The organism is Rhodococcoides trifolii (assembly GCF_014635345.1).
Taxonomy (GTDB): domain Bacteria; phylum Actinomycetota; class Actinomycetes; order Mycobacteriales; family Mycobacteriaceae; genus Rhodococcoides; species Rhodococcoides trifolii.
In genome coordinates this window covers 62921-88512 of sequence record NZ_BMCU01000006.1, presented here as the reverse complement: position 1 = coordinate 88512, position 25592 = coordinate 62921, and the positions used below count along the sequence as shown (strand labels likewise).

28 protein-coding genes are annotated in these 25592 nt (G+C 65.2%); 16 read left to right on the top strand and 12 right to left on the bottom strand.

The features are described 5' to 3' along the window. Positions 1-5 precede the first annotated feature (5 nt). Positions 6-572: a dihydrofolate reductase family protein gene (locus IEW02_RS22265; protein ID WP_188547113.1), complete on the top strand. Its 567-nt coding sequence runs from the start codon at positions 6-8 to the stop codon at positions 570-572. Between the two features lie 16 nt (positions 573-588). On the opposite strand, the gene IEW02_RS22260 is transcribed toward IEW02_RS22265, so the two are convergent. Next, a complete protein-coding gene (locus tag IEW02_RS22260) occupies positions 589-1563 on the bottom strand; it encodes a LacI family DNA-binding transcriptional regulator (RefSeq protein ID WP_188547622.1) in 975 nt (324 codons plus the stop codon). A gap of 142 nt (positions 1564-1705) precedes the next feature. Between IEW02_RS22260 and IEW02_RS22255 the strand changes: the two genes are divergently transcribed. The 3 genes from IEW02_RS22255 to IEW02_RS22245 all read left to right on the top strand — a co-directional run bounded on the left by IEW02_RS22255 (position 1706) and on the right by IEW02_RS22245 (position 4716). Continuing rightward, a complete protein-coding gene (locus IEW02_RS22255; RefSeq protein WP_188547111.1) occupies positions 1706-2734 on the top strand; it encodes a Gfo/Idh/MocA family oxidoreductase in 1029 nt (342 codons plus the stop codon). Next, the gene (locus tag IEW02_RS22250) at positions 2731-3507 is read left to right on the top strand and encodes a TIM barrel protein (protein WP_188547109.1); all 777 of its coding nucleotides are present in this window, start codon (positions 2731-2733) and stop codon (positions 3505-3507) included. Before IEW02_RS22255 ends, IEW02_RS22250 begins: the two co-directional genes overlap by 4 nt. Before the next feature lie 87 nt (positions 3508-3594). After that, a complete protein-coding gene (locus IEW02_RS22245; RefSeq protein ID WP_188547107.1) occupies positions 3595-4716 on the top strand; it encodes an epoxide hydrolase family protein in 1122 nt (373 codons plus the stop codon). A gap of 11 nt (positions 4717-4727) precedes the next feature. Here the strand turns inward: IEW02_RS22245 and IEW02_RS22240 are convergent, their stop codons facing one another. Next, positions 4728-5012 carry a winged helix-turn-helix transcriptional regulator gene (locus IEW02_RS22240; RefSeq protein WP_229746236.1) on the bottom strand — a complete coding sequence of 95 codons (285 nt, stop codon included), beginning with the start codon at positions 5010-5012 and terminating at the stop codon, positions 4728-4730. A gap of 164 nt (positions 5013-5176) precedes the next feature. On the opposite strand from IEW02_RS22240, the gene IEW02_RS22235 reads away from it, so the two are divergent. Together IEW02_RS22235 and IEW02_RS22230 are read left to right on the top strand one after the other, a co-directional pair. Next, a complete protein-coding gene (locus IEW02_RS22235; RefSeq protein WP_188547102.1) occupies positions 5177-6094 on the top strand; it encodes an NmrA/HSCARG family protein in 918 nt (305 codons plus the stop codon). A 4-nt stretch (positions 6095-6098) separates the two neighbouring features. After that, on the top strand, positions 6099-6941 hold the full coding sequence (locus IEW02_RS22230; protein WP_371829990.1) for an STAS domain-containing protein: 843 nt from the start codon (positions 6099-6101) through the stop codon (positions 6939-6941). 17 nt (positions 6942-6958) lie between these two features. Here the strand turns inward: IEW02_RS22230 and IEW02_RS22225 are convergent, their stop codons facing one another. Beyond that, the gene (locus IEW02_RS22225; protein ID WP_229746235.1) at positions 6959-8809 is read right to left on the bottom strand and encodes a CheR family methyltransferase; all 1851 of its coding nucleotides are present in this window, start codon (positions 8807-8809) and stop codon (positions 6959-6961) included. Positions 8810-8921: 112 nt separating this feature from the next. On the opposite strand from IEW02_RS22225, the gene IEW02_RS22220 reads away from it, so the two are divergent. Continuing rightward, entirely contained in the window at positions 8922-9893 is a 972-nt protein-coding gene (locus tag IEW02_RS22220; protein WP_188547100.1) for a chemotaxis protein CheB, read from the top strand. A 6-nt stretch (positions 9894-9899) separates the two neighbouring features. Here the strand turns inward: IEW02_RS22220 and IEW02_RS22215 are convergent, their stop codons facing one another. Beyond that, complete coding sequence (locus IEW02_RS22215) at positions 9900-10499, bottom strand: TetR/AcrR family transcriptional regulator (RefSeq protein WP_188547099.1); 600 nt, start codon at positions 10497-10499, stop codon at positions 9900-9902. Positions 10500-10578: 79 nt separating this feature from the next. Between IEW02_RS22215 and IEW02_RS22210 the strand changes: the two genes are divergently transcribed. From IEW02_RS22210 to IEW02_RS22200, 3 genes are read left to right on the top strand one after another with little or no spacing between them, the layout of a single operon-like run. Beyond that, a complete protein-coding gene (locus tag IEW02_RS22210; protein WP_188547098.1) occupies positions 10579-11292 on the top strand; it encodes an SDR family oxidoreductase in 714 nt (237 codons plus the stop codon). A 12-nt stretch (positions 11293-11304) separates the two neighbouring features. Then, positions 11305-12321 (top strand): NADP-dependent oxidoreductase, encoded by a 1017-nt coding sequence (locus IEW02_RS22205; protein ID WP_188547097.1) that lies wholly within the window; start codon positions 11305-11307, stop codon positions 12319-12321. Further along, positions 12318-13160 (top strand): alpha/beta fold hydrolase, encoded by an 843-nt coding sequence (locus IEW02_RS22200; protein WP_188547096.1) that lies wholly within the window; start codon positions 12318-12320, stop codon positions 13158-13160. The genes IEW02_RS22205 and IEW02_RS22200 overlap by 4 nt, the downstream gene beginning before the upstream one ends. Positions 13161-13194: 34 nt before the next feature. On the opposite strand, the gene IEW02_RS22195 is transcribed toward IEW02_RS22200, so the two are convergent. Further along, positions 13195-14163, bottom strand: a complete 969-nt coding sequence (locus IEW02_RS22195; RefSeq protein ID WP_188547095.1) for a pyridoxal-phosphate dependent enzyme — start codon at positions 14161-14163, stop codon at positions 13195-13197. 139 nt (positions 14164-14302) lie between these two features. Between IEW02_RS22195 and IEW02_RS22190 the strand changes: the two genes are divergently transcribed. Next, on the top strand, positions 14303-15232 hold the full coding sequence (locus IEW02_RS22190) for a DAPG hydrolase family protein (protein WP_188547094.1): 930 nt from the start codon (positions 14303-14305) through the stop codon (positions 15230-15232). A gap of 29 nt (positions 15233-15261) precedes the next feature. On the opposite strand, the gene IEW02_RS22185 is transcribed toward IEW02_RS22190, so the two are convergent. Beyond that, positions 15262-16254, bottom strand: a complete 993-nt coding sequence (locus IEW02_RS22185) for an iron-siderophore ABC transporter substrate-binding protein (protein ID WP_188547093.1) — start codon at positions 16252-16254, stop codon at positions 15262-15264. A 162-nt stretch (positions 16255-16416) separates the two neighbouring features. On the opposite strand from IEW02_RS22185, the gene IEW02_RS22180 reads away from it, so the two are divergent. After that, a complete protein-coding gene (locus IEW02_RS22180; protein WP_188547092.1) occupies positions 16417-16626 on the top strand; it encodes a dodecin in 210 nt (69 codons plus the stop codon). 1 nt (position 16627) lies between these two features. Here IEW02_RS22180 and IEW02_RS22175 read toward each other — a convergent pair whose 3' ends face one another. Next, a complete protein-coding gene (locus IEW02_RS22175; RefSeq protein ID WP_188547091.1) occupies positions 16628-17065 on the bottom strand; it encodes an SRPBCC family protein in 438 nt (145 codons plus the stop codon). 99 nt (positions 17066-17164) lie between these two features. On the opposite strand from IEW02_RS22175, the gene IEW02_RS22170 reads away from it, so the two are divergent. After that, entirely contained in the window at positions 17165-18775 is a 1611-nt protein-coding gene (locus tag IEW02_RS22170) for a phytoene desaturase family protein (RefSeq protein WP_188547090.1), read from the top strand. A gap of 3 nt (positions 18776-18778) precedes the next feature. Here IEW02_RS22170 and IEW02_RS22165 read toward each other — a convergent pair whose 3' ends face one another. Continuing rightward, positions 18779-19708 carry an SDR family NAD(P)-dependent oxidoreductase gene (locus tag IEW02_RS22165; protein WP_229746234.1) on the bottom strand — a complete coding sequence of 310 codons (930 nt, stop codon included), beginning with the start codon at positions 19706-19708 and terminating at the stop codon, positions 18779-18781. Positions 19709-19885: 177 nt separating this feature from the next. Between IEW02_RS22165 and IEW02_RS22160 the strand changes: the two genes are divergently transcribed. Then, positions 19886-21373, top strand: coding sequence for an FAD-dependent oxidoreductase (locus tag IEW02_RS22160; protein ID WP_188547089.1), 1488 nt, complete (start codon positions 19886-19888; stop codon positions 21371-21373). Between the two features lie 20 nt (positions 21374-21393). Here IEW02_RS22160 and IEW02_RS22155 read toward each other — a convergent pair whose 3' ends face one another. Beyond that, positions 21394-21609: a hypervirulence associated TUDOR domain-containing protein gene (locus IEW02_RS22155; RefSeq protein WP_188547088.1), complete on the bottom strand. Its 216-nt coding sequence runs from the start codon at positions 21607-21609 to the stop codon at positions 21394-21396. A 268-nt stretch (positions 21610-21877) separates the two neighbouring features. On the opposite strand from IEW02_RS22155, the gene IEW02_RS22150 reads away from it, so the two are divergent. Then, positions 21878-22438 carry a hypothetical protein gene (locus IEW02_RS22150; RefSeq protein ID WP_188547087.1) on the top strand — a complete coding sequence of 187 codons (561 nt, stop codon included), beginning with the start codon at positions 21878-21880 and terminating at the stop codon, positions 22436-22438. A gap of 60 nt (positions 22439-22498) precedes the next feature. On the opposite strand, the gene IEW02_RS22145 is transcribed toward IEW02_RS22150, so the two are convergent. Further along, entirely contained in the window at positions 22499-23578 is a 1080-nt protein-coding gene (locus IEW02_RS22145; protein WP_188547618.1) for a YihY/virulence factor BrkB family protein, read from the bottom strand. A 77-nt stretch (positions 23579-23655) separates the two neighbouring features. On the opposite strand from IEW02_RS22145, the gene IEW02_RS22140 reads away from it, so the two are divergent. Then, positions 23656-24639, top strand: a complete 984-nt coding sequence (locus tag IEW02_RS22140; RefSeq protein ID WP_188547086.1) for an iron-containing redox enzyme family protein — start codon at positions 23656-23658, stop codon at positions 24637-24639. On the opposite strand, the gene IEW02_RS22135 is transcribed toward IEW02_RS22140, so the two are convergent. Beyond that, on the bottom strand, positions 24636-24839 hold the full coding sequence (locus tag IEW02_RS22135) for a CDGSH iron-sulfur domain-containing protein (RefSeq protein ID WP_188547085.1): 204 nt from the start codon (positions 24837-24839) through the stop codon (positions 24636-24638). The two genes, IEW02_RS22140 and IEW02_RS22135, sit on opposite strands and share 4 nt — an antisense overlap. Next, complete coding sequence (locus IEW02_RS22130; RefSeq protein ID WP_371829989.1) at positions 24826-25545, bottom strand: HemK2/MTQ2 family protein methyltransferase; 720 nt, start codon at positions 25543-25545, stop codon at positions 24826-24828. The genes IEW02_RS22135 and IEW02_RS22130 overlap by 14 nt, the downstream gene beginning before the upstream one ends. Positions 25546-25592 lie beyond the last annotated feature (47 nt).

The window sequence follows — 25592 nt, the reverse complement described above, 5'->3', positions numbered from 1 at the left end:
ACTGCATGGGCAGACTCATCTATGGCTTCAACGTCTCGGTGGACGGGTACATCGCCGATGCAGAGGGCAGCATCGACTTCTCGGATCCGAGCGAAGAACTACACCAGTACTGGAACGACTTCGAGCGTGAGACCGCTCTGGCGTTCTACGGCAGACGCCTGTACGACTTGATGTCCGCGTACTGGCCGACCGCCGACGAGCCCGCGGATGTTCCCCCCTTGATTGCCGACTTCGCGCAGATCTGGCGGGAGATGCCGAAGGTCGTGTTCTCGCACACCCTGGAGTCGGTGGGCTGGAACTCCCGCCTCGAACGCGGCGACCCCGTCGAGGTCGTGGCGAGGCTGAAGGCCGAAACGGACGGCAGGCTGGAGATTGCCGGTGCAACGCTGGCCGCTCCTGTGGTGCAGGCCGGGCTCGTAGACGAGTACCGGATGGTGGTCACCCCCACCGCGGTGGGCGGCGGTACACCGTTCTTTCCGAGCCTGCCGTCCTGGATCTCGCTGCGCCTGGTGGAAAACCGCACGTTCCCCGGTGGCATCGTCTTGTTGCGCTACGAAGCGAAACACGATTGATCCGACACGATTCGACTCAGACAGCCGCACCGACCGGACCGGTTGTCGACCGAACCACCAGCCGCGGGGTGAGTACTACCGGGTCTGGATGGAGGCCGGACACCAGTGCCAACGCCGTGTCGATCGCCGACCGGGACAACTCGGACGCATTCTGCGAGACGGTGGTCAGCTGGAGGTAGGACAGCTCGGCGAGGCGCGAATCGTCGTACCCGACAACCGAAACGGTGCCCGGCACGTCGACGCCGGCGCGGATCAGCGTGTCGAGAACCCCGGCAGCACAACGGTCGTTGAAGGCCACCACACCCGACGGCAGCGAGCCGGCGGCCAGTAGGCCGCGCGTGGCCGCAGCTCCGCTGGCTTCGGTGGGTCCACCGGCGACGATCCGGACGTCGACACCGAACCGGTGCCCCGCGTCGAGCGCACCGCGTCGACGATCCACGCTACCGGGCGCGTCCGAACCGTCGATGTGCACGATGTCTCGATGGCCCAGCGAGACAAGGTGTTCGATCGCGAGGCCGACACCCGCGATGTCGTCCGAACGGACACTCGACACGTCGCGCGCTCCGCTGGCACGAGCGACGACGACTGCCGGTAGTTGCGACCCGATCTCGTGTAATTCGTTGTCGGACAGCCGCGATCCCACCATCACGATGGCTTCGCACCGTTCGCGGAGCAGGGTTCGCAGCGCTTCGCGCTCGGTTCGAGTGGGGGCGACCGCGCTGATGACGACGTCGTACCCGCGTTCCGCGGCCGCGGCGTAGAGGTGTTCGACGAGATCCCCGTGGAACGTCTGTTGCACCTCGAACGTCACTCCGATGAGCCGGGAGGCGGTCTGTCTGAGTTGTTGGGCTCGGCGGTCGGGAACGTACCCGAGCTCGTCTGCGATGCGCAGAACCCGCGCACGGGTCTCGTCGCTCGCGCCGCCCACGCCACGCATGACGATCGACACGAGGGCAGGAGACACCCCTGCCGCGCGAGCGACGTCCGCCATCTTGGGCGTGGCACCCGGTTTCGATTTCGGCACGGCGCTCTCATCCCGTCGGGGTCGGTCTTGACCGATGATCGCACACCCTCTACCGTTCATCGAACTAGAACGTACTAGTACCCTTCACCTGCAACTCTGGAGTACAACGATGTCCTCGACCGACCCCGTACGCATTGCCTTGATCGGCGCCGGCCGCATCGGCGCCAACCACGCCGAACTCGTCGCACGCCATGTCGTCGGCGCGTCACTCGTGGCCGTGAGCGACCCGATCGGCGACGCAGCCGCCCGGCTGGCCGCCGCCCTGGGTGCGTCGACCTCCACCACCGACGTTGCAGATGTGCTCGGCTCGGACGACGTCGACGCCGTTTTGATCGCCGCCCCGGCCCGCAGCCACACCGAACTGGTTGTCGCCGCGGCGCAGGCAGGCAAACACGTGTTCTGCGAGAAGCCCATGGCCGTCACCCTCGCCGACGCCGACCGGGCCATCGCCGCAGCCGACTCTGCGGGAGTGGTGCTGCAGGTCGGCTTCAACCGTCGATTCGCACCGGGATTCTCCGCTGCCCGTGCAGCGATCGACGCCGGCCGCATCGGAACTCCGCAACTCCTGCGATCGCTCACCCGCGATCCCGGTCCCTGGGGCGGCGACCCTGCGCGAGTACCGCAGTGGACCATCTTCCTCGAGACCCTCATTCACGATTTCGACACGCTGTGCTTCCTCAACCCCGGAGCACGCCCGCTTCGTGTCACAGCGGTCGCGGACGCGCTGATTCGCCCGGACGCCAAAGCATCCGGGCATCTCGACACCGCCGTCGTCACGGTCGTCTTCGACAACGGAGCCATCGCGACCGCCGAAGCGAGCTTCTCCGCGCTCTACGGTTACGACGTGCGCGGTGAGGTCTTCGGATCGGCGGGCATGGTGACCGCGGGCCGCGGTGATACCACCGACATGGTGTTCTACGGCAGCAACGGGATCGAGATCGACACCTCGCGCCGGGACACGGACCTGCTGCGCTCGTCGTACATCGGCGAATTCACCGCCTTCGTCGATGCGATCCGATCGCAGAAGCCTGCGCCGGTCACCGGCCAGGACGCGCGTACCGCACTGGCGATCGCCCTCGCCGCGATCCGCAGCGTCGAGACCGGTGCCGCCGTGGACATGAACGAGGTCACCGCATGACCACGTTCACGCTCGCAGCAAGTGCCGAAATGCTGTACCTGGAACTTCCTTTCGTCGAACGTGTCGAGAAACTTCACGCTCGCGGTCTGCAGGTCGAGATCTGGAACTGGGCAACGAAAGACATCGACGCACTCGTCGCCACGGGGGCAACGTTCTCCTCGATGACCGGGTACCTCGAAGGAAACCTGACCGACGACGACGGCATCGAAGCGCTGTTGCGCACCGCCGCAACATCTCTCGAAGTCGCCGAGAAGCTCGACTGCCCCCGCTTGAACTTGCACGGAACCGGACTCGACGGCAACGGACTTCCCGTCCGACCGGTCGAGGTCGTCACGCCCTCGATGTGGCTCACCGCTGCCGACACCCTGCACAGAATCGCCGAACTCGGTGCGGCGGCCGGACGAGTGTTCACACTCGAGAACCTCAACCTCGCCGTCGATCATCCCGGCACGCCGTTCGCTCGCGCGTCGGACACGCTCGCGCTGGTCTCGGCAGTGGCAAGCCCGCACCTGAAGATGAACCTCGACCTCTACCACGCCCAGATCGGCGAAGGGAACCTCATCGACCTACTGCGTAGGTCGCTCCCCCATATCGGGGAGATTCAGGTGGCCGACGTTCCCGGACGGTGCGAACCGGGAACCGGAGAAATCAACTACCCCGGGGTCGCGCGCGCATTGCGTGAACTCGACTACACCGGCGTCATCGGCCTCGAGGGCTGGGCCCGTGACGATTCCGATGCCGCGCTCGACGCCTTCACGGCCGCGTTCGCCTGACGGGCGGGATGAAAGTGCGGGGATCGCTCTGCAGCGGAAGCAACCGTCAGCGGTAGCCTTCGATCAGCAGAGAAATGGGAGTTTCACGTGGCCGCTGAACCGTTCACCGTCACCATCACCGACGCCGAGGTCGAGGACCTCCGTGAACGGCTTCGGCGCACCCGATGGCCCGAGCCGCAGCCGGTCGACGACTGGTCGCAGGGGGTGCCGATCGCATACGCGCGCGAACTCTGCCGGAGCTGGGCAGAAGATTACGACTTCGGGTTTCCCGAGCGCGTCAACGCCTTTCCGCAGTTTCGGGACACGGTCGACGGGCTGGGCATTCATTTCCTGCACGTCCGCTCACCCGAGCCCGACGCGTTTCCTCTGGTCCTGACGCACGGGTGGCCGGGCTCGGTGCTCGAGTTCCTGAACATCATCGGCCCGCTGACGGACCCGCGCTCGCACGGCGGAGACCCGGCCGACGCGTTTCACGTCGTCGCCCCGTCGCTCCCCGGATACGGGTGGAGTGACAAACCGTCCACCACCGGATGGGGCGTCAACCGCATCGCTGCAGCCTGGGACACGCTGATGACATCGCTGGGTTACACACGGTACGGAGCGCAGGGCGGCGATTGGGGCTCGGCGGTGTCCGGAGCGCTGGGCGGCGTTGCACCCGACCGGGTAGCCGGCGTGCACCTCAACATGGGTGCCGTTCCTCAGGGCACGTTCGACGAGCCGACGCGGCAGGAGCAAGAAAACCTGAAGGCCGTCAAGGAGTTCGCCCGCACCGGTCGTGGATACTCGGCACAGCAGTCGACGCGTCCGCAGACTCTGGGTTACGCGCTCACCGATTCGCCTGCAGGACAAGCTGCCTGGATCGCCGAGAAATTCTGGGCGTGGACGGACAACGACGGCCACCCCGAGGACGCGGTATCGCGGCAGGCAATCCTCGACACGATCTCGGTCTACTGGTTCACCGCATCGGCCACGTCATCGGCGCGGTTGTACTGGGAAAGTTTCGGGAGCTTTCGGGACGAGGTCACGGCGCCCTCCGGTTTGTCGGTGTACCCGCGCGACATCGCCCGCCCCTCGCGGCGCGAGGCCGCGCAGCGTTTCACCGACCTGAGATGGTTCGAGGAACTGCCGCGCGGTGGCCACTTCGCCGCGATGGAGCAACCGGAATCCCTTGTGGAGCAGGTGCGCGGCTTCTTCCGCCTCGTCCGTTAGGCCGTCTTCCCCTACTCGCTCAACGACTGCTGATGAGTCTCGGCCCACTGCGCCAGCATCAGCAACGGCCCCGTCGCCAGGGACGTACCGAGTTCCGTCAACCGGTAGCGTCGGCCGGTTTCGTCCCTGTCCACCAGTCGACGGGTGTGCAACCGGGCCAGGGACTCGTGCAGCGACTTGTCGCTGATACCGCCGACAGTCGACAGCAGGTCCGTGCGACGAGACGGGCCCGCTCTCAGCGCGGTCAACACGACGGCATCCCAGCGGTGGGAGATCAGATCGACCCCGAGCCGCACGAAACAGTCCGAAGCCGCTGGCACAACATCTTTCACGGTTCTCCGTCTTCGCGCACGATCGTCCCTACCGATCGGTAGAGGTCCCGAGGCTAGCGTGCGACCACGGACCTGGCAACGGCCCGGGGACGTCGCCCGACACGGGCACACGACGAAGGGATCCAGACATGGCAGCCGAACCGACACTTCCGGGAGAGAACGTGATCACCGTTCTGGGTGCGACTGGGCAACAGGGGAATTCGGTGGTGACGGCTCTGCTTCGCGCAGGATGGCACGTTCGGGCGGTGGTCCGAGATCTTCACACGGTCCGAGCCCGCGAGGCCGCCGCAGCGGGAGCGCAGACGGTCGTGGGCGACTTCACCGACCGCGTATCCCTGCGCGCCGCATTCGACGGCGCGTACGGCGTGTTCAGTGTTCAGCCGAGTTCCGGACAACCCGGATCTGCCGTGACCGACGACGACGAAGTGGCGTACGGGGTGTCCGTGGCAGACATCGCGCACAGCGTCGGTGTTGCGCATCTCGTCTACAGTTCTGCGATTGCCGCGGGCGACACCGTCACCGGGATCGGACACTTCGACACCAAGAGCCGAATCGAGTCGCACATCGCTGAGATCGGCATTGCGAGCACGATCGTTCGCCCGGCCAGTTTCATGGAGATCCTCATGCTGCCCGGGATGGGCCTCGCGCACGGCCGCTTGTCGTTCCTGATGCGTGCCGAGCAGGCAATGCAGTTCATTGCCGTGGCCGATATCGGGTCGATCGTCGCCGAGGTCTTCGGCGCACCGACGGAATTCCTGGGCCGCGCGGTCGACATTGCCGGTGACGCGATGACCGGCACTCGGGCGGCCCAGCTTCTCAGCGACGCGGTGGGGCGGCCGATCTCGTACGAACGAATGAGTCCGGAAGTGCTGGCAGGGAACGCTGTGCTGGGCCGCCTGGCCGAGGCGGTGGACAACGGCCGACTGGCCGGACACGCCGATCTGCCCGCGCTTCGGACGCGCTTCCCGTTCCTGCACCGTTTCGACTTGTGGCTGGCCGGGCCGGGGGCCTACTCGATCGGCGACGCACTGCGCACCGGGGACTAATCTGATGCAGAAGTCCCGTTCGGAAGCGTCCGCCCGACGTCTCCGACCTCGCAACAGTTGGGCGAGATCAGTGCCAGATGCAGGAATCACGTCGACCACACGACGAGTGAACGGCGTACCCGTGCTCACCGTTCGCGGTGTCCTCGACGCGAGCACCTACCTGCAGGTGCGAAGCCTCGTCGTCAAAGCGTCCACCGACAGCGTGACCGCCGTCGTGGTCGACATCGACGGCGTGGCAGCGCCGTCGGGTTCGGCGTGGGCGGTGCTGACGAGCTCGAGTTGGCTGATCCGGCAGTGGCCGGGAATACCGCTGCTGATCGTGTCGTCGTCGGCGGATCGACGAGCCGAACTCGTACGCAACGGTGTCACTCGATACGTCACGGTTCATCCGACACTCGGATGTGCTCTCGCGTCGGTCGTCGACGAACGGGAGCGGACCTCGACCAGACTCCGAGCCCGATTCGCCGCGCCGCGAGCGACACCGATCGTCGCCGTCGCGCGACGTGAGGTGATGCACACGCTGAACGAATGGGGCCGCGAGGACTACGTGACGTGTGCGGCGTGCGTTGCCACCGTCCTGGTGCACAACGTTCTCAGGCACACCGACAGTGATCTCGACCTGCGCGTGGAGGCCCACAACGACGTGGTCACCGTCGCCGTCCACGACGGCAACCCGGCTCCGGCGACCATCCACGAGGCGGTCGGTCCCGCGGCGCCTCGAGTGTCGGGACTGGCGGTGGTGTCCGCTCTGACCAGGTCCTGGGGGAACGTCTGCAGCGATGTGGGCAAGACCGTGTGGGCAGTCATCGGTCCAGAGAACTGCGGAGCGCTCGACGACGGAGCGTGACATCGCCGGCTCCTCGATTACCGGTTCTGTTCGGAATCGTTGTGCATCAACAACATTGCACCACGAATGTCGCCGTCGTCGAATGTGTACGGACTGCACCGCACGGTGACCCGCACCGAGCGGCCTCGGCGATTCACGGCATCGACAGCGATGAGGCCCGAGTACTGCGTGTCCGACAGGGCGCGCGCGACCAACGGTTCGAGCTCGATCGTGGGAAGCCCGATATCGAGGTCGAGAAAGCTCTGTCCTCGCGCTTCGCGGTCCGTGATTCCCCACATGTCGATCGATTCGCGGTTCCACACCGTCACGCGCATGTCGCGGTCGACGATGACGATGCCCACGTCGGCGGAGTCGAGAATCGAATCGAAGAAGGTCTGCGCGCGGGTCAGTTCGACGGTCTTGTCGCCGAGTGCTCTGTTGATCTCGTGCAGTTCGTCGTTGGTCGACTGAAGCTCCTCGTTCATGGTCTCGAGTTCTTCGTTCGTCGACTGCAGCTCTTCGTTCGTCGTCTCGAGTTCTTCGACGGTCGACTGAAGCTCTTCGTTGGTGGTCTCGAGCTCTTCGCTGCTCGACTGCAGTTCCTCGTAGGCGTTCTCCAACCGGGCGTTTGTCTCCTCTACCCTGTCGAGCAGCGCTCGGGTCGTACTCACGTCGAAGAAGGCGATGGACACGCCCAGAAGACCATTGCTTGCGTCGACGAGTGGGTTGACGTGAATTTCGAGCCAGGCCGTCTGATTCCCATGCTGAATCCACTCGACCTCACGGATGCGCGACGACCGGCGTTCCACCTTCGCCTTCTCGACGAATGCCCTCAACTCCGCTGGGCGGTAGGACAATTCGAGGTCCCGTAGCAACCGACCGATATCGCGCGCGGACAACCCGAACATGAATTCGGCCTGCTGATTGATCAGAGCAATGGTCTCGTCACTCGTCAGTACCACCTGCGCCACCGGTGCGTACCGAAAAGCCTGCTCACGAAGGCCGGACACACCCGGCGAGTCGATCGGCGAACTCCCCAACGATTCGAGGGGCGATGCGGGAACGGTGCTGCGCTTGTCCAGGGTTTTTCGAAACAGTCTGTTCTTCAGATCGAACGGCGCGAATCGGTCGCCGTGGCTGAGCGGCATCTCGGCGTGACCGAGGAACATCATCCCGTGCGGCGCCAACGCGAAAGAGAACCTTTCGAGCACTCTGCGCTGCGTTTCGGCGTTCAAGTAGATCAACGCGTTCCTGCAGACCAGCAAGTCGACCCGCGAGATCGGTGCGTCCTGCACCAGGTCGTTTCGACCGAAGATGACCGCCCGACGGATATCCTTGTCGAAGACGAACCGAGCACCGTCGCGGCCGAAGAAGCGCGAGAGTTGTTCCGGCGGAATGTTCTCCACCGACTTGGCGTCGTACGACGCCTGTCTCGCCGTCGCCAGTGCGTCCTCGTCGACATCGGTGGCGTAGATCTTCACCCGCTGCCGGAAGCTCTCCAGCCCGACGGCGTCGGCGAAGAGCATCGCAAGCGAATATGCCTCCTGACCCGTCGCACATCCCGCGCTCCAGATTCGTATCGGATCATCGGGTCCCCGCTGAGCCAGCAGCTGCGGAATCACGTTGGTGCGCAGCATTTCCCAGGCGTCGGGGTCACGAAAGAACCCCGTGACGTTGATCAGGATGGTGTCGAACAACTCGGCGAACTCACCGGCCGACGCCTGCAGGTGGTCGAGGTAGTCGGAGTACTCCCCGATACCGACGCGCTCCATACGGTGGCGCACCCGGCGCATGAGCGACGTGCGCTTGTATCCGGTGAAATCGAAACCGCGAGAGTCTCGCAGGTACAACAACAACGTCTCGAAATCACCGTCGACGTCCTCGTTCACACCTGCTCCTCTTGCACTCCACGCCGCGACCGGCTGTGTACCGCACTCTACTGTTCCGGGCGCATCCAGGCGGCCGTCGGTTGAACTGCTCCGGCGGGGGTAACCCGCCGGGGTGGCCGACTTCCGTAGTCCCGGGGTAGTGGCGGTCGGCGCCTCCGCCGGCGGTGTTCAGGCCCTGACCGAGTTCGTGGCGCACCTGCCTGCCGATTTCCCCTATGCAGTTCTCGTCGTCCTGCACATGCCGGACAACGGCACGAGCGCTCTGTCCCACATCCTCCACCGATCGGGCCCCCTCCCCGCGTACAGCGCAGTCGATGGAGCGCCGCTTCGCGCAGGCACCGTGTGCACCGCGGAACCGGGACATCACCTTCTGGAGGGTGACGGGATCGTGGTCGTGGGCACAGGCCCCACCGAGAGCAGTCATCGCCCGTCCATCAACGCCCTCTTTCGTTCTGTTGCACTGCACTCCGGCCCGCGAGGCGTTGCCGTGCTGCTCTCGGGTGTCGGAGACGACGGGGTCGACGGTCTGACCGCGGTGCAGGCCCGCGGGGGTGTGACCATCGCTCAGCAGGCACGCGATGCCCTCTATCCGTCGCTGCCCAACCACGCGGTCGAGACTGTCGGGGTCGATCTCGTTCTGACCGTTGCAGAGATGGGTCCGGTGCTGGCCGCAATGGGCGACCGAGATCGGCCGGACGCGGTCGTCGCTCCCGCCGACGACAGGCTGGTCCGAGAGAACCACATCGCGACCGGACGCATCGACGCCGACATCGAAGGGGATCGGATCGGCCGACCGTCCGGATACGTCTGCCCGGACTGTGGGGGCGCACTGCTGCAAGTGGGTGACGACCACCGCTACCGTTGTCGCATCGGCCACGCGTGGACCGGTGCAGCGCTGCTGGACGCATACGACGCCGACGTGGACCGGGCACTGTCCGTCGCTCTGCGCAGTCTGCACGATCGCGCCCACCTCGCGGCTGCGATGGCGCTGACGGGCAAGCCCGAACACCTGCAGAATCGGTACCGCAGGACCGCCCGCGAGGCTCGACGTGCAGCGGACGTGCTCCGCTCCGCATTGCGCTGATCGGTTTCACCCGACCAGTACGCGCACCTGATCTTCGATTTCGAGCACGATCTCGTCGACCGATTTCCCGATGTTGATCGTTGCCGCCATGGCCAGGAACATGACGGCCGACACGATGTGGGCGAGTGCCGCAGCGCGGGCCGGGTCGGTCGCGCCGCCCCGCCCCAGCACGGCGGCGAATTCGTTTTCCGTCTGCACGGTCAGGGTGAGAGCGGCAAGATGGTACGGCTCCTCCGGATCGCCGAACACGATCTCGCGCAGGTACGTTCGGCCGTTGTCGACCTGCTTGCGATTGCACTCCACGACGGGGCGCACGATTGCCATGATCGCGCCGAGCGCGTCCACGGTCTGTGCGGCGCGCGCTTTCCCCACGGACAGCGCGTCCTGGTAACTCGAGTTCTGCACCAGCAGCAGAAGCTCGCTCTTGGTCTTCGCGTACAGGAACAAGGTGCCGGTTCCGATATCGGCCTTGTCCGCGATCTGCTGGGTGGTGACCTCGTCGACCCCGCGCTCGAGAAACAGCTCATGGGCGGCGGCCGTGATGCGCTCGAGCTTCTCCTGCTTGTTCCGCTCACGGCGACCGTGAGGTTGCTGCTGTGATGACACGTTGATCCTTCGGGAATTTTACTGACTGCACTCAGTTATGAGTATAGTCGCTTACACACCGATCGAGAGAGCACCTACCATGCCCACACTGTCAGATTCCGTCGTCCTGGTCACCGGAGCGAACGGAGGCATCGGAACGCAGTTCGTCCACGATGCCCTCGCGCGCGGTGCCGCCAAGGTGTACGCCACCGCCCGTTCACCGCGTACCTGGGGAGACGAGAGAATCGTGCCGCTCGTTCTGGACGTCACCGATCCTGCATCCATCGCCGCCGCCGTCGACAAAGCACCTGACGTCACCGTCCTGATCAACAACGCCGGTGCGACCCCACCGAACGGGAGCCTTCTCGACATCGACGAGGCCGACCTCCGCGCGAACATGGAAATCAACTTCTTCGGCCCCCTGCTCGTGGCGCGCGCCTTTGCCCCGACCCTGTCCGATCACGATCGCTCGGCTCTCGTCGACGTCCATTCCGTGGCCAGCTGGTACGCCTTCGGCGGCGCCTACAGCGCCTCGAAAGCAGCACTGTGGTCCGCAACGAATTCCCTGCGAATCGAACTCGCCCCGAAAGGTGTGCACGTGACGGGCGTCCATATGGGATACGTCGACACACCGATGGCCGCCGACGCCGACGGACCCAAGCTGAGCACCGCGGCGCTGGTCGGCGCAGTCTTCGACGCCGTCGAATCGGACGCCTACGAAGTGCTCGCCGACGATCTCACCGTCGGCGTCAAAGCAGCCCTCGGTCAGCCCGTCGAGGTCCTGTACCCACAATTGCGTTCGCGCACGAACTGAACAGGAAGAGTCATGAAAGCCTTCGTACTCACCGGGTACAAACGACCACTCGAACTCCGTGATGTTCCGGAACCGACCATCGGTGAACACGACGTCCTGGTCCGCGTCGACGCAGCAGGGGTAAATCAACTCGACGACAAGATCCGGACCGGCGAATTCAAGCAGATCCTCCCCTACTCACTACCCATCACCCTCGGACACGACGTCGCCGGAACCGTCGTCGACATCGGAAACAAGGTGCAGAGCTTCGCCGTCGGCGACGAGGTCTACGCCCGGGTGGGCACAGATCGGATCGGTACTTTTGCCGAGCGCGTCGCCGTCGCGGACACCGACCTTGCGCCGCGACCCACCACCATCACCACCGTCGAAGCCGGCTCTCTCCCACTCATAGCTCTGACGGCGTGGCAGGTACTTGTCGAGCAGGCGAATGTGCAACCGGGACAGAAGGTTCTGATCCACGCAGGCGCCGGGGGCGTCGGTACTGTCGCGATTCAGCTGGCAAAGCACCTCGGGGCCACGGTGGCGACCACAGCCAGCGCGTCCAGCGCCGATTTCCTGTACGACCTTGGCGCGGACCTCGTGATCGACTACCGCGCGGACGATTTCGAAACGGCGCTGTCCGGATACGATCTCGTCCTGGACAGCCTCGGAGGTGAGAACCTCGAGAAGTCCCTGCGCGTGTTGAAGCCCGGCGGCAAGGCGATCGGTATCGCAGGCCCTCCGGACCCGACCTTCGCACGAGAAGCTGGTCTCAATCCTGTTCTGCGACTGGCGATCGGGGTGCTCAGCCGCAAGATTCGCAAGCAGGCGATCAAGTTGGGTGTCACCTACCAGTTCTTGTTCATGCACGCCGACGGCGACCAGCTGCGCCGCATCGCGGCGCTCGTCGACGACGGCACCATCCGACCCGTCGTCGGCGTCACGTATCCCTTCGACGAGACACCGCACGCAGTGAACGCACTCGGCCAGGGTGGCGTTCGCGGCAAGACAGTCATCACCTTCCCCACCGACGAAAGCCGAACAGCATGAGCCACAACACCTCCTACGCCGCGGCACCGACCCTGACCCTCACTGCGGGCGGCACGACGTACGCGTACCGCGAGCTCGGTCCGAAAGGCGGCGTCCCGGTTGTCTTCTTCGTCCACCTCGCCGCCACACTCGACAACTGGGACCCTCGCATCGTCGATCCGATCGCGGCCGGTCGACATGCGATCGCGTTCGACAACAAAGGAGTCGGAGCCTCCACCGGCAAAGTTCCCGGAACCATCGAAGAGGCAGCCGACGACGCATACACCTTCATCCGCGCGCTGGGCTTCGACACCATCGACATCTTCTCGTTCTCGCTCGGCGGCATGATCGCGCAAGATCTGGTAATCAAACACCCCGAACTGGTTCGCAAGCTCGTTCTCACCGGCACGGGACCGAGGGGCGGCAAAGACATCGACAAGGTCGCCAAGACAACGTATTACGACATACTACGGGCCACCCTGACCCGGTCGGACCCCAAGGAATTCTTGTTCTTCGATCGCGATTCTGTCGGCAAGAAGGCGGGCAAGGCGTTCGTCGACCGACTGAAGGAACGCACCGCAGACCGCGACAAGGACATCAGTGTCCCCGCCTTCCGCACCCAATTGTCCGCAATCAAGAAGTACGGCCGGTCCCGTCCGTCAGACCTGTCGACGATCACCCAGCCGACGTTGATCGCCAACGGCGACAACGATCGCATGGTTCCGAGCGTGCTGTCCGACGACTTGCACAGCCGCATCGCAGGCAGTGAACTCGTGATCTACCCGGACTCCGGACACGGCGGCATCTTTCAGTACCACGAGCAGTTCACGCCGGTTGCCGTACGGTTTCTGGCTCCCTGAGACCCGACCGCACCGGCCCAAAAGAATGCTCCGCTCATAGTTCCCAGGATGTGGACGGCATGCTCGGGTGCCCGAACAGACCCGGCAGACCCCCACTGGCGAGAAACACCACGGACGTGCCCCGTGTGATGCCGCCTTCTGCGACCTCGGCCGAGAGTCCGGCAAATGCCCGTGCCATGTAAACGGGATCGAGAACGATGCCGCCGACTCGTGCCGCGGTGATCAGCGCCGAACGTGATCCCCCGGTGAGCGTTTCGTATCCGTCGCCCACCTGATCCATGCGGAGACGAAGCGCCTCGGGCTGCACGTCTTCGCCCATCTCCTGCAGGAGATGGGCGACCGTGTTTCGTGGGTCGGCGACTGCGCCGGTGTGAACACCGAGCACCCGATCCACCCCTAGACCGGCCACCAGGCCGGCCATCGTGCCGCCCGACCCCACGGCGCACACCACGACGTCCAGGGACGGCAGCTGCTCGAGCAACTCGACAGCCGCGGCGCGATACCCTTGCGCACCAAAGGCATTGGACCCACCGAACGGAACGAGGGAAGGGCGTCGACCTTCCGAGCGCAACCGCCGAACCACCGCATCGGCCACGTCCGCTATGTCACCATCGGATTCGGTGTCTGCTGCCCATACGATCTGTGCCCCCAGCATCGCGTCGAGCAGGAGGTTGCCTGCCGGCGCACCATCGGGTTCGCGGCCGGGGAAGACGAGCACGGCGTCGATACCCACCCGAGCAGCTGCCGCAGCAGTCAGTCGAGCGTGATTGGATTGCGGCGCAACGGTTGTGACGACCGTGTCGGCGCCGGCGGCGAGAGCAGCGGCAAGCGTCCATTCCAGTTTGCGAGTCTTGTTGCCGCCTCCGGCCAGTCCGGTGAGGTCGTCGCGTTTGAGCCACAGGTCGTCGGCGCCCAAACCGATCGCCTCGGCCAGGCGCGGAGCACTCTCCAACGGTGTCGGCCAGGACGCCAGTGCAATCGGTGCCGGTGGTAGATCGACCATCGTTGGCATCCTCTCGAAATCCGTTGCACCAACCTACGTCGGTGCCGATGATCCGACGCTGCTGACCCATCCTTGTCGACGACCACAAGATGCGCGCTACACCGTTGACACCGTCCTACCGTCCTCATAATCTCAGCAGATGTTGAGCGCATGGAATCCGAGCCGACGTCGCCTTCTGGGCGCCGGTGCTGCGGCCGCGGTCGTCGCCACAGTCGCCCTGGCGCCTCGAAGCCAGGCCGCACCCCTCCTCCCCGTGTGCTCACCGCGCTACCAGGGCTACCGAGACGAAGATCGGGCACAGCCCTATGCGCACTACATGGCGGCGACGACACGACCGGCACCGCAGGTGGTTCAGGAGGCCTTCACCGCCCCGCCGCTGGCAGCTGCCGCGATCCCCGTCTTCGATGGTCTGACAACCGATCTCGGCCCCGAGGGGTACTCCGCCGTCGAAACCGGCTACGGGCGCACAGACGACGGAGTCCTGTTCGTCGCCGTCAAGACGGACATGCCGCGAGTCACCGCCGCAATGTGGGACTGGTGGTTCGGTTGGCACTCGTCCGAATCGGCGCGATACAAGCTGTGGCATCCCGATGCGCACCTGTACGCATCCCTGAGAACCGATACGACGAACGCTTCCGGTCCGGACAAAGCAAAATACGTCGGCAACATTTCCTACGTGGACGAGAACATCGGCCCGAAGCTCCAGCAGCTCGGCATCGAGTTCCGGGATCCGATCGCACACGGCTTCACCGTCCCGGCCGATCAGACGATCGTGTTCGGACGAGTCGGGAGTTCCATCGCGCCGGTCGATCTGGGGTGGCTCGCACATCAGGTACGACCGGTTCCCGGTGGCGCGGAGATGCGCAGCCGCTTCTACTTGAACCTGCGCGGGCTGCACCTACCCAACGTCGAGCAGGCCTACTGCGCCGTGCAACGGGGGGCGTCGGTGGACCCGACGGATCTGGTTCTGGGTCTCGATGTGGCCCAGAACCTGCTGATGCACTGCGGCCAGGAGATGAACCACCTCGCCGGCTTCCTTCCCGAACTGCACGCCGAGTTCTCGGTGTAACCCGGAGAACAACCCCGAACGCATCGCTGTCAGCGCTGCGCCGCCGCGGCGAGCTGCGGCACGATGTTCGTCAGCGCCCAGCCGAGGCTGAGCGACGAGGGAAACGCAATCGATTGCGCTGGAACAGGTTCGAGCGGAACGACCGCACCACGTTCGACTGCGGACAGACCCCTCAGCCCCGGATCTGCAAGAAATGCGTCGATCGTTCCCGGACGTCCGGTTGCGATCAGAACGTCCGCATCGGTTTGCGACAACAATTCGTAGCTGATCAACGCCCGCCCGGCGATGGTGCTCTGCGGCTGAGACGTAGCGAACGGCGTCGGCGCCATGCCCAATTGCTGCAGAAAACGAGCCCCTGCATCTGCGTCGGAATTCACCACGTACACCGAGTCCTGCACGGGCCCCACGAAGAACGTGAACGTCTTGCGGCCGAGCGCCGAATAGTCCTGCGCCGCCTCGGTGATATCGGTTTCGGTAGTACGCACCACCTCGGCACCCACGTCCGGCACTCCCAACGCGTCGGCAACAGTGGCGGTCGCATCCTGCCACGACTCGGTAGACGGATTGTCCGCGTAGTGCACCACCGGTGCGATCGCTGACAGCTGGTCGTACACGCGGTCCAGGCCGAAAACCTTGGTGGCGACTATCAGATCCGGCTCCAGCGCGGCGATCTCCTCGACCGAAATCTGACCGTCGACTCCGCGTACCAACGGAGGCAAGTCGGGCCCGAAGTGCTCCTCGACCCAGGGCTGATACCCGGACTCGCTGGTGCCCTCGTCGATCGCAACCGGCGTGACGCCGAGCGCGAAGACGAAGTCCGCATCGGTCGGCGACAAGGCCACGACCCGCTCGGGGCGGTCGGTCACCTCGGCACTGCCCAACGCGCCGGTGACCGTGACTGGGAACGCCGAGGACGCGTCGGCTGTGCTCGACGGCGAGGCGTCGTCGGTGGCGGACGAACACCCCGCAGTCAGAAGCGTCAGTGCGGCAACAGCCACGATCGTTCGGTGTCGTGTTCTCATCGCATCTCCGTTTCGCCGTTCGTGCGAATAAGGATAGGCTGTCTTGAGTAGAACGCGCGCTACGTCGAGGCCGTATGCCACTCACCGGGATGGTCACGGCAGTTCAGCACACGTTGAGCGAAACCCTCGCCGAGGCCGTCACGACACGCGATGATGTGTTCCATGAGTGACAATGTGTACCGCGTGACAGAAATCGTCGGCACCTCCACCGAGGGCATCGACGACGCCATCAGGAAAGCCATCGCACGCGCCAGTTCCACGCTGCGCGAACTGGACTGGTTCGAGGTTTTGGAAACCCGAGGCCACATCGAGAACGGTGCTGTCGCGCACTTCCAGGTGACGCTGAAGGTCGGGTTCAAACTCGACGAATGAGCTAGTCGCGCCCCTCGGCGAGGAACGTGAGCCGCTGCAGTGCCTCGGCGTTGCGTGGAAACACGGCCACATGCTGCAGCCGGTCGGGGACCAGCGTGAACGGAAAGCTCATCGCGTGCTCGATCATGTCGATGCGGCATCCACGGGCCATGGGGGTGAGCCGCATGATGATCTCCGCGGTACCGAACGGCAGGGCTTTTGCCTGTAAACGCAACTCGCGGCCCGGGTGCACCGCCAGCACACGGGTTTCGTCGTTCACCACTGCCGGCCAGACACCCACAGAATGGTGGATCGCGCTTCCGACATCAGGCCACGTCGCGTCGACGGCTCGGATGCGGGAGGCACCGACGACCCACATCGCATAGTTCCATCCGTCGGCGAGGACGTTCCAGACTGCGTCGGCGTCGGCCGTTGTCGTTCGGGTCGTTGCGGTATCCATGGGGGTCTTCCTTCGTCGAGCCGGTCGCGTGGGTTCGGACATGCTCGGAGCGGGTATTGCCCCAATCGACTCGAAGCAAACGCCGACAAGGAGATCTACATGGTGACCACCGTCGATGCCGTGGTCATCGGGGCGGGTCCGAACGGGCTCGTCGCAGCCAACCTGTTGGCGGACGAAGGCTGGGACGTTCTGGTTCTGGAGGCGGCTGCGACGCCGGGCGGCGCGGTCCGGACCGCCGAGATCGCAGCCCCCGGTTTTCGTGCGGATGTCTGCAGCGCGTTCTATCCGCTCTTCGCGGCGTCGCCGGTCATGGCCGGTTTGCGTCTAGAGGACCACGGTCTCAACATGATTCATGCACCCGACGTACTGGCACATGTGTTCGCCGACGACAGAGTTGCGCTGCTGTCGCGGGATGCGGACAGGACCGCCGCGTCGCTCGGCACTTTCGCTTCGTCCGACGTCGACGCGTGGCACGACCAGATAGCACTGTGGGACCGGGTCGGGGACGACCTGCTGGCCGCACTGCTCCGGCCGTTCCCACCGATCCGCGGCGCTGCCCACCTGCTGCGATCGCTCGGCGGCGCCGACGCGATCCGGTTGGTACGCAGATTCGTTCAGCCCGCCCGCCGGTTCGGGAACGAGGTGTTTGCGGGCGAAGGCGCTCGAACGTTGATCACCGGCAACGCAATTCACAGTGGACTCGGTCCCGACGATGCCGCGAGTGCTGTGTTCGGCTGGCTGCTGACCATGCTTGGGCAGACGGTCGGTTATCCGGTCTCCGAGGGTGGCGCCGACGGAATCGTGACCGCGATGATCCGTCGCCTCGAGGCTCGAGGTGGGCGAGTGGCGTGCGGGCGCGAGGTCACCGACGTGATCGTCGAATCCGGCATGGCGGTCGGCGTTCGCGATCGCACGGGAGAGACCGTACTGGCGAGGAAAGCAGTACTGGCCGACGTACCGGCCCCGATCCTGTTGTCCCGGTTGGTCGGTGAAGAGCACCTGCCGTCACGGCTCGTGGCCGATCTTCGCAACTTCGAATGGGACGACGGAACGATCAAGGTCGACTGGGCCCTGGACGCGCCACTCCCCTGGACGAACCCCGACGCCGCTGGGGCCGGCACCGTGCACCTCGGTGCGGACACGGACGGCCTCGCCGTGAGCACCACGCAGATGCGCAACGGATCGGTCCCGACCGACCCGTTCCTGCTGATGGGTCAGATGACCACATCCGACCCCACGCGCTCGCCGGCCGGCACCGAGGCACTCTGGGCGTACACGCACGTTCCGAATGGAAAGAACTGGGGCAGAGACGAACTCGAACGCTTCGGTGATGTGGTCCAGTCGGCGATCGAGCGTCACGCGCCCGGCTTCACCGGAAACATCCGAGCCCGCACGATCCAGGGCCCGAGCGATCTCGAAGGTCTCGATCCCAGTCTGGTCGGTGGAGCAATCAGCCAAGGCGTGACGAGCATCCACCAGGAACTGTTCTTCAGACCCGTACCCGGCCTCGGTCGCGCCGACATGCCCGTCGACCGTCTGTATCTGGCCGGCGCGTCCGCCCATCCGGGCGGAGCGCTCCATGGTGCACCCGGCGCGAACGCCGCCCGCGCGGCGCTGAGCCGCAACGGCACGTTCGGCCGGATCTACAGAGCAGGCGTCGGTTCCGCCCACCGGATTCTCTACCGCCCGGCACGGGGGCCAGGCATCTGAGAACTACTGCGCGACTTCATTGGTCAACGGTGTAGGGCGGAATATATTGCCCTCCGTATCGTCTTTGTTCTCCCGCGAAGTGCCGAATCGCCACAGCAACGGCCCGATGAGCAGGTCGAAAATTTCGGGGACCAGTGCGAAACCGGCCGAGGTGACCTTGTTCAGCAACCCGAACACCGCATCGGCGTCACGCTCTCGCTGCGGATTGCGCACCACCTTGTCGACAGCGTTCGCGATGACCTCCGGCGGCGCGGTCGGCGGTGGCGGAGACCCGGCGCGACCGATCACCGTGGCGGCGTCGTCGTAGATAGCGGTTTTGACCGACCCCGGTGCAACCGAGCTGACGTTCACGCCGGGGTACTGCCGCACTTCCTGCTGCAGCACTCGCGTCAGCCCACGCAGTCCCCACTTCGAGGTGACATACGTGCTCATCCACGGTGCCGCGATACGTCCGAGCAGCGATCCGATGATGACGAGGTTGCCCGATTCCTGGGCCCGGAACACGAGCAACGCCGAGCGAGCGACGTTCGCGGCGCCGAGCAAGTCGACGGTGACGGTCTGGTCGAACACCTCGACCGGCGTGTCGAGGAAGGTCCCGTACGACATGACTGCAGCGGAGTGCACGCAGATGTCCAACCCCCCGAAACGCTCCACGACATCGTCGACGACCTTCGACACGTCGCCGGCGTTCGCGACGTCGACGGGCATCACCGCGACGTTCGCGGCTCCCAGATCCGTGCATTCCGTGGCCACAACGATCAATTTGTCGATTCCTCGCGCGCACAGAACGAGATTGAATCCCTTTCTGGCGTAGAGATGTGCCGTTGCCCGCCCGATACCGCTCGATGCCCCGGTGATCAACACGACGGGTTTCGATTTCTGTCCGCGTCGGAAAACGGATTCGTTGTTGCGCGACATGTGTGAGATGGCCATGTATTCGGACCTCGCGTGCGAATTGGACGATATTGGCGACAGACCCGCCGCCACAGTGGATTTCGAGGGTGCCGGTCACATTTCTCGAATCGGGCCCTGCAGGGAGCAATACCCCGCGAGCCGGAATGGAAACACGAATGCGGATTGGGCGGCACGGCCAACGGGCACCCGCCCGGTATGACATCTCTGTGGCTCGACCGCCCGGTCCGATCCGCGTACGACGACGTGGCCTTCGGGAACGTGTACGACGTCGTCGTGGTCGGTGCGGGCTTGACCGGATTGGTCACCGCTCACCTCGCCGCGCAGTCGGGGAAATCCGTCGCAGTGATCGAGGCGCGCGAGATCGGCGCCGTCACGACGGGAAACACCACTGCGAAAATCAGTTTGCTGCAGGGCACGAAGCTGTCCTCCATTGCCTCGAAGCATCCTCGGAGCGCCGTGCGGTCGTATGTGGACGCCAACCGCGCCGGGCAGTCGTGGCTCGTCGATTACTGCCGCTCCAAGGGCGTCGCCGTACAGACCGAGACGGCGTACACCTACGCGACGACCGATACCGGGTTGACTTCGGTACGCCGAGAACTCGCCGTCGCGGACACCGCGGGCCTCCCCGTCTTCCACACGACCGAGTCCGAGCTTCCCTTCGACGTCATGGGAGCCGTCGGGCTGGCCGAACAGGCCCAGTTCGATCCGCTCGACGCGTTGCTCGCCTTGGCCGACGACATTCGGACCTCGGGAGGTCACATCAGCGAGCATGCGCGTGTGATGTCGGCCCGGCACACTCGTGATGGAATCAGGTTGACCGTTCCGGGCGGTTCGATTGTCGGTACCCGAATCGTATTGGCTACGGGCACACCGATTCTCGACCGCGGACTGTTCTTCTCTCGTCTCGAGCCGCTCCGGTCGTACGCGGTGGCCTTCGAGATCGACGGCCCGATCCCGCGCGGGATGTATCTCTCGGCGGACTCGCTGTCACGCTCGATCCGCTACGCGCCTACATCGGACGGCGAGCGCTTGTTGATCGGTGGTAACGGCCACACCGTGGGCCGCGAGAGTTCGGAGCAGGCTCAGGTGGATGACCTCGTCGACTGGACCGGTACCCATTTCCCGGGTGCGCGGGTCACGCATTCGTGGTCGGCTCAGGACTACGAGTCCATCGACGTCCTGCCCTACGCCGGTCCCCTCGTCCCCGGTGACGGTTTCATCACCGTGGCAACGGGCTACGACAAGTGGGGCATGACGGCTGCGGTGGCCGCCGCCCTGCACCTGGACGCGGCATCGCGCGGGGAGAAAATGCCGTGGTCGAATTGCTTCGCCCTGTGGAACCCGCGCGTATTGCGCGGTGCCACATCGGCGATCCGTATGAACGGGGCCGTCGTGAAGAACATGGCCACGGGCTGGGTGAGCGCTCTGAGCAAGCTGGGATCGACGCGCCGCCCGGCGGAAGGCACCGGTCGGGTGGGGGGTGGGATCCTCCCCCGCGCCACCTGCACCGTCGACGGGGTGACCCACGACGTGTCCGCAGTCTGCCCGCACCTCGGCGGCATCCTGCGCTTCAACGACGCGGAGAAGTCGTGGGACTGCCCGCTCCACGGCTCACGCTTCGCCGCCGACGGAACGGTGCTCGAGGGGCCGGCGACGCACGGTTTGTCCTCGCGCGACGCCTGACCCCCGAGCCCGCGCTCGATCTACGACTTCGGCTTCAGCGCGTCCGGCTTGTGCACTGCGTCCTTGCCGGACTTGTCGCTGACCACCCGGTACTGCGGGTCGTCTTCGGACGCCTTGACCGTTCGACCGGCCGCCTCGGTCTCGGACGTGATCTTCTCCTCCACCGTGCCTTCGGTCTTGTTGCCGTGGGTGTTCCATTCGACCTTGTCGCCCTTGTCGAATTCGTCCGTCGCCATGGTTTCTCCTCTGTCGTGTTGGCTGCCGAATGATTCGTTGCCACACCCCGCCTGCGACGAGAACTCACGGACTCGACGAAAGTGGGTTGGCAGCGCGACTGCGCGGGTAGACGACACGTGCGAGCCGGGGACGTCTCCGGCACGACGGGCGCAGACAGTTGCTCGTCGAACTGCATCACAATCATTGTGCAGCAACGTTTTACCGAACTCGTTGTCACAGCACTGGGCCGAATCGCGGCGTATACCCATGTCCTGGAAGGACTCTTCGATGTCATCACGCAACACAGTCATTCGCTCACTTCACGATCTCGGCGCAGCCGCGTGGTTCGGAGGCACCCTCATGGGCGCAATCGGCCTGAACGGTGCAGCCGATTCGGTACGCGACCCCAAGGATCGCGCACGTGTCGCAGCCACCGGATGGGCGAAGTGGGCACCGGCCAACGCCGTCGCCATCGGAGCGCACGTCATCGGTGGTGCGGGCATCCTCGCCGCGAACCGCGATCGTGCGGCCCACCAGGCCGGCGTGCGTGCCAACACGGTCACCAAGCTCGTCGTGACCGGCGCCGCTCTCGCTGCCACCGCGTACAGCGGAGTGCTCGGCGCCAAGACCGCGCAGGGCGACGGCGAGCACGTCGAGGGTGCCACCGAACCCTCCGCCTCGACCCCCAAAGACGTAGCGGCAGCGCAGAAACAGCTCAAGTACTTGCAGGCAGTTCTGCCGGTGCTGACCGGTGTGATCGTCGTTCTCGGCGCTCAGCAGGGCGAGCAGCAGCGTCCGTCGCAGATCCTCTCGGGACTCGCAACCACGCTCACCCGTCGTACCCCGTAGTCACACAGCGACACTCGGGCGCCTCCCTCGTTCCACGAGGGAGGCGCCTGTTGCGTCGGACTATGTTGTTGGGCTGGAATGATTTTCGTCCGATTCATTGTGCGCCTCCCGAAGGCGTCGACCCTGTTCGACAGCGTCTGCATCCTTCTGCGCGTTCTTGTCCGAGACCCGGCTGTCCCGCGGCGGCAACTGCAACGTCTCCTCGGCGACCATGCCGGCCTGCAACTGACGACCCCGCTCCAGTTCGGAGTCCAGTTCGGCACCGAACAGCAGGGCCAGGTTGGTGATCCACAGCCACAGCAGGAAGACGATTGCGCCGGCCAGTGAACCGTAAGTCTTGTTGTAGCTGCCGAAGTTGGCGACGTAGAAGCCGAACAACACCGATGCCAGGATCCAGACGACGACCCCGACCCCCGCGCCGGCACTGATCCACCGGAACTTCGGCTGCTGAACGTTCGGGGTGGCCCAGTACAGAATCGCCACGGCGAGAACGACGAAGAGCAGAACGAGGGGCCACTTGACGATGTTCCACACCAGCAGAGCGGTGTCCCCGAGTCCGACGGAGTCGCCGATCGCAGTGGCGACGGGGCCGCTGACCACCAGCATGACGGCGGCGAGTCCGAGCAGTGCCAGCGCCACGACGGTCACCAGCAGCATGACAGGCCGCAACTTCCAGACCGGTCTTCCCTCCTCGACCTCGTACATCCGGTTCATGGCTCGGCCGAACGCCCCGACGTAGCCGGATGCGGACCACAGCGCGCCGGCGAGACCGGTCACGAGGGCGAGTCCGGCCGCCGGTGCCTGGACCAGGCTCTCGATCGGTCCGCGTAGGGAGTCCGCGGCCGATGACGGTCCGATGTCGTCGACGATCTGCAGAACTCCGTCGACGGTGGACTGCCCCTGACCGAACACGCCCAGCAGTGACACGATGGCCAACAGAGCCGGAAAGATCGACAGCACAGCGTAATACGTGAGTGACGCCGCGATATCGGTGCATTGATCGCGACTGAATTCGCGCGCCGTCTTGCGGAGGACGTACTTCCACGATGGCTTGGTCAGTTCGGTCGGAGACTCGGGCTTCCTGGAGTCGTCTGGATCGGCGTCCACGGGGGGCGCAGCCTTGTTATCGGTCACAATCAGCCGTACCCGGCCGACCCGGGGCTCTAAGCCTGTTCTCAGGATCGGTTGGGCGTCGTCCTCGTGGGTACCCTCCGGGCATGACCACGTTCCTTCCTGTCAGTGCACCGACGATCCCCAGGCCGTGCGGACCCATCTCGCAGGCCGTGGTCGACCGACTCACCGGTGTCGGGTCCGGCAGCCTCCCGACGGGTGTCGACGTGGCTCCGCTCTCGCGTGACCTGCACGTGGCGCTGGCCGTGTCCTACGAGCTGCACTATCGGGGATTTACCGGGGTCGACGACGGCTGGGAGTGGGATCCCGAGTTGCTCCGTCTGCGCGCCGAGCTGGAGTCGATCTTCCTTGCGTACGTTCGCGACAACGTCGAGCCCGGTGACGACGCCACCGCGGAGATGGACATGCTGTCGACCGAAGCCGTGTCGGGGACCGGGCCGTCGTGGTTCCTGAAGGAGTCGGGCTCGTGGGATCAGATGCGGGAGTACTTCGCGCATCGGTCTGTGTATCACCTCAAGGAGGCCGACCCGCACGCCTGGGCGATCCCGCGTTTGCGCGGCCAGGCCAAAGCCTCCTACGTCGCCGTGGAGTTCGACGAGTACGGCGCCGGCCGCGGTGCACGGCTCCACCAGCAGCTGTGGGCCGACCTCATGAAAGCTGCGGATCTGGACACCAGCTACGTCGGCTATGTCGATCGCGTGCCGGCGTCCACGCTGGCGTGGGTCAATCTCATGTCCCTGTTCGGACTGCATCGTTCGCTCCGCGGCGCCACCGTCGGTCATTTCGCCGCCACCGAGATCACGTCGTCTCCAGGCTCGAAGCGGCTGGTCAAGGGGCTGGAGCGGCTCGGTGCGCCGCAGGAGTGCATCGGCTTCTACGCCGAGCACGTCGAGGCGGACGCGGTGCACGAGCAGATTCTTCGGCACGACGTCGTCGGCGAGCTGCTGAAGCAGGAACCGCACCTCGAGCAGGACATCGTGTTCGGGATGAGGGCGTTGGACTTCGTCGAGGAGGTCCTCGCTGCGGACCTGATGGCGGCGTGGAACGCCGGTCGGTCGAGCTTGATCTAACGGCTGCGCGTGCGGTGGCTCGTGTCGCACAGCGGGTAGGTCTTGCTGCGCCGACACGTGCAGACGGCAACCACGAATCGATCGGATTGCACGTGCGAACCGTCGTCGGTCACGATGTCGACCGGCCCGTCGATCAGAATCGGCCCTCCTGGAACGATTCGCACCGTGCGGGCCTTGTCGGGTCCGTCATCTGTCGGCACGAATGACCACCAATTCCTCTGTACGGCGGCCGATCTCGAGCCTGCCGGTTCGTTCCAGCCACCGCGCCTGTGCGTCCATGACCGGACCGAATGCGATGGTCGACCGAACCACCTCACGTACCCGAAAGCCGTTGTCCGACAGCATCTGCAGGCTTTTGTCCGGATCGGCGAACTCGGACTGCACCAACATCAGCACACCACCTTTCTGCACCAGATCGGCAGCCGACTCGCACAGCCGATCCAACACGATGCGACCGTCCGGACCGGCGTTCCACGCCCGCTCCAGACCGATCTCCACGGGCACGGCCTCGGCCGGCACATACGGAGGATTGCACAGCACCACATCGAACGCGGACAGCTCCGCCGCGTCGTCGAAGGATCCGAGCCGCACGTCCACATCGAGGTTCTCCGACCGCGCCTGCCGTGCCGCGCACTCGACGGCGGCGGGAGAGATGTCGTAGGCGGTCACCGAACGCGCGCCGAGGCGAGCCGCTTCCAGCCCCACCGCACCACTTCCGGTGCACATGTCGAGAACTCTCGCGTCCACCGCAACACCCGCGTCGGCGACGGCCTGGCACAGGAGCCAGGAATCGTCCTGCGGTGCATACACATCGGGGCCGATGATCGACGGATCGAGTTCTGCAACTGCCGCCGCGGACGACGGTTCGCTCGAGACCACAGGGCTGCGCACTTTGTGGAGGTTCACGTCCAGCGTGTACCCCCGCCCCACGGTGAGGAAACCCGCACCGAACC

What these genes read in the sequence shown, in the direction of transcription:
- IEW02_RS22185 (WP_188547093.1), bottom strand. Translation starts at nt 16,254, where the DNA reads ATGAGAACACGACACCGAACGATCGTGGCTGTTGCCGCACTGACGCTT.
- IEW02_RS22150 (WP_188547087.1), top strand. Translation starts at nt 21,878, where the DNA reads ATGTCATCACGCAACACAGTCATTCGCTCACTTCACGATCTCGGCGCA.
- IEW02_RS22250 (WP_188547109.1), top strand. Translation starts at nt 2,731, where the DNA reads ATGACCACGTTCACGCTCGCAGCAAGTGCCGAAATGCTGTACCTGGAA.
- IEW02_RS22180 (WP_188547092.1), top strand. Translation starts at nt 16,417, where the DNA reads ATGAGTGACAATGTGTACCGCGTGACAGAAATCGTCGGCACCTCCACC.
- IEW02_RS22260 (WP_188547622.1), bottom strand. Translation starts at nt 1,563, where the DNA reads ATGGCGGACGTCGCTCGCGCGGCAGGGGTGTCTCCTGCCCTCGTGTCG.
- IEW02_RS22170 (WP_188547090.1), top strand. Translation starts at nt 17,165, where the DNA reads ATGGTGACCACCGTCGATGCCGTGGTCATCGGGGCGGGTCCGAACGGG.
- IEW02_RS22190 (WP_188547094.1), top strand. Translation starts at nt 14,303, where the DNA reads ATGTTGAGCGCATGGAATCCGAGCCGACGTCGCCTTCTGGGCGCCGGT.
- IEW02_RS22140 (WP_188547086.1), top strand. Translation starts at nt 23,656, where the DNA reads ATGACCACGTTCCTTCCTGTCAGTGCACCGACGATCCCCAGGCCGTGC.
- IEW02_RS22195 (WP_188547095.1), bottom strand. Translation starts at nt 14,163, where the DNA reads ATGGTCGATCTACCACCGGCACCGATTGCACTGGCGTCCTGGCCGACA.
- IEW02_RS22155 (WP_188547088.1), bottom strand. Translation starts at nt 21,609, where the DNA reads ATGGCGACGGACGAATTCGACAAGGGCGACAAGGTCGAATGGAACACC.
- IEW02_RS22235 (WP_188547102.1), top strand. Translation starts at nt 5,177, where the DNA reads ATGGCAGCCGAACCGACACTTCCGGGAGAGAACGTGATCACCGTTCTG.
- IEW02_RS22175 (WP_188547091.1), bottom strand. Translation starts at nt 17,065, where the DNA reads ATGGATACCGCAACGACCCGAACGACAACGGCCGACGCCGACGCAGTC.
- IEW02_RS22265 (WP_188547113.1), top strand. Translation starts at nt 6, where the DNA reads ATGGGCAGACTCATCTATGGCTTCAACGTCTCGGTGGACGGGTACATC.
- IEW02_RS22200 (WP_188547096.1), top strand. Translation starts at nt 12,318, where the DNA reads ATGAGCCACAACACCTCCTACGCCGCGGCACCGACCCTGACCCTCACT.
- IEW02_RS22255 (WP_188547111.1), top strand. Translation starts at nt 1,706, where the DNA reads ATGTCCTCGACCGACCCCGTACGCATTGCCTTGATCGGCGCCGGCCGC.
- IEW02_RS22230 (WP_371829990.1), top strand. Translation starts at nt 6,099, where the DNA reads ATGCAGAAGTCCCGTTCGGAAGCGTCCGCCCGACGTCTCCGACCTCGC.
- IEW02_RS22205 (WP_188547097.1), top strand. Translation starts at nt 11,305, where the DNA reads ATGAAAGCCTTCGTACTCACCGGGTACAAACGACCACTCGAACTCCGT.
- IEW02_RS22165 (WP_229746234.1), bottom strand. Translation starts at nt 19,708, where the DNA reads ATGGCCATCTCACACATGTCGCGCAACAACGAATCCGTTTTCCGACGC.
- IEW02_RS22210 (WP_188547098.1), top strand. Translation starts at nt 10,579, where the DNA reads ATGCCCACACTGTCAGATTCCGTCGTCCTGGTCACCGGAGCGAACGGA.
- IEW02_RS22160 (WP_188547089.1), top strand. Translation starts at nt 19,886, where the DNA reads ATGACATCTCTGTGGCTCGACCGCCCGGTCCGATCCGCGTACGACGAC.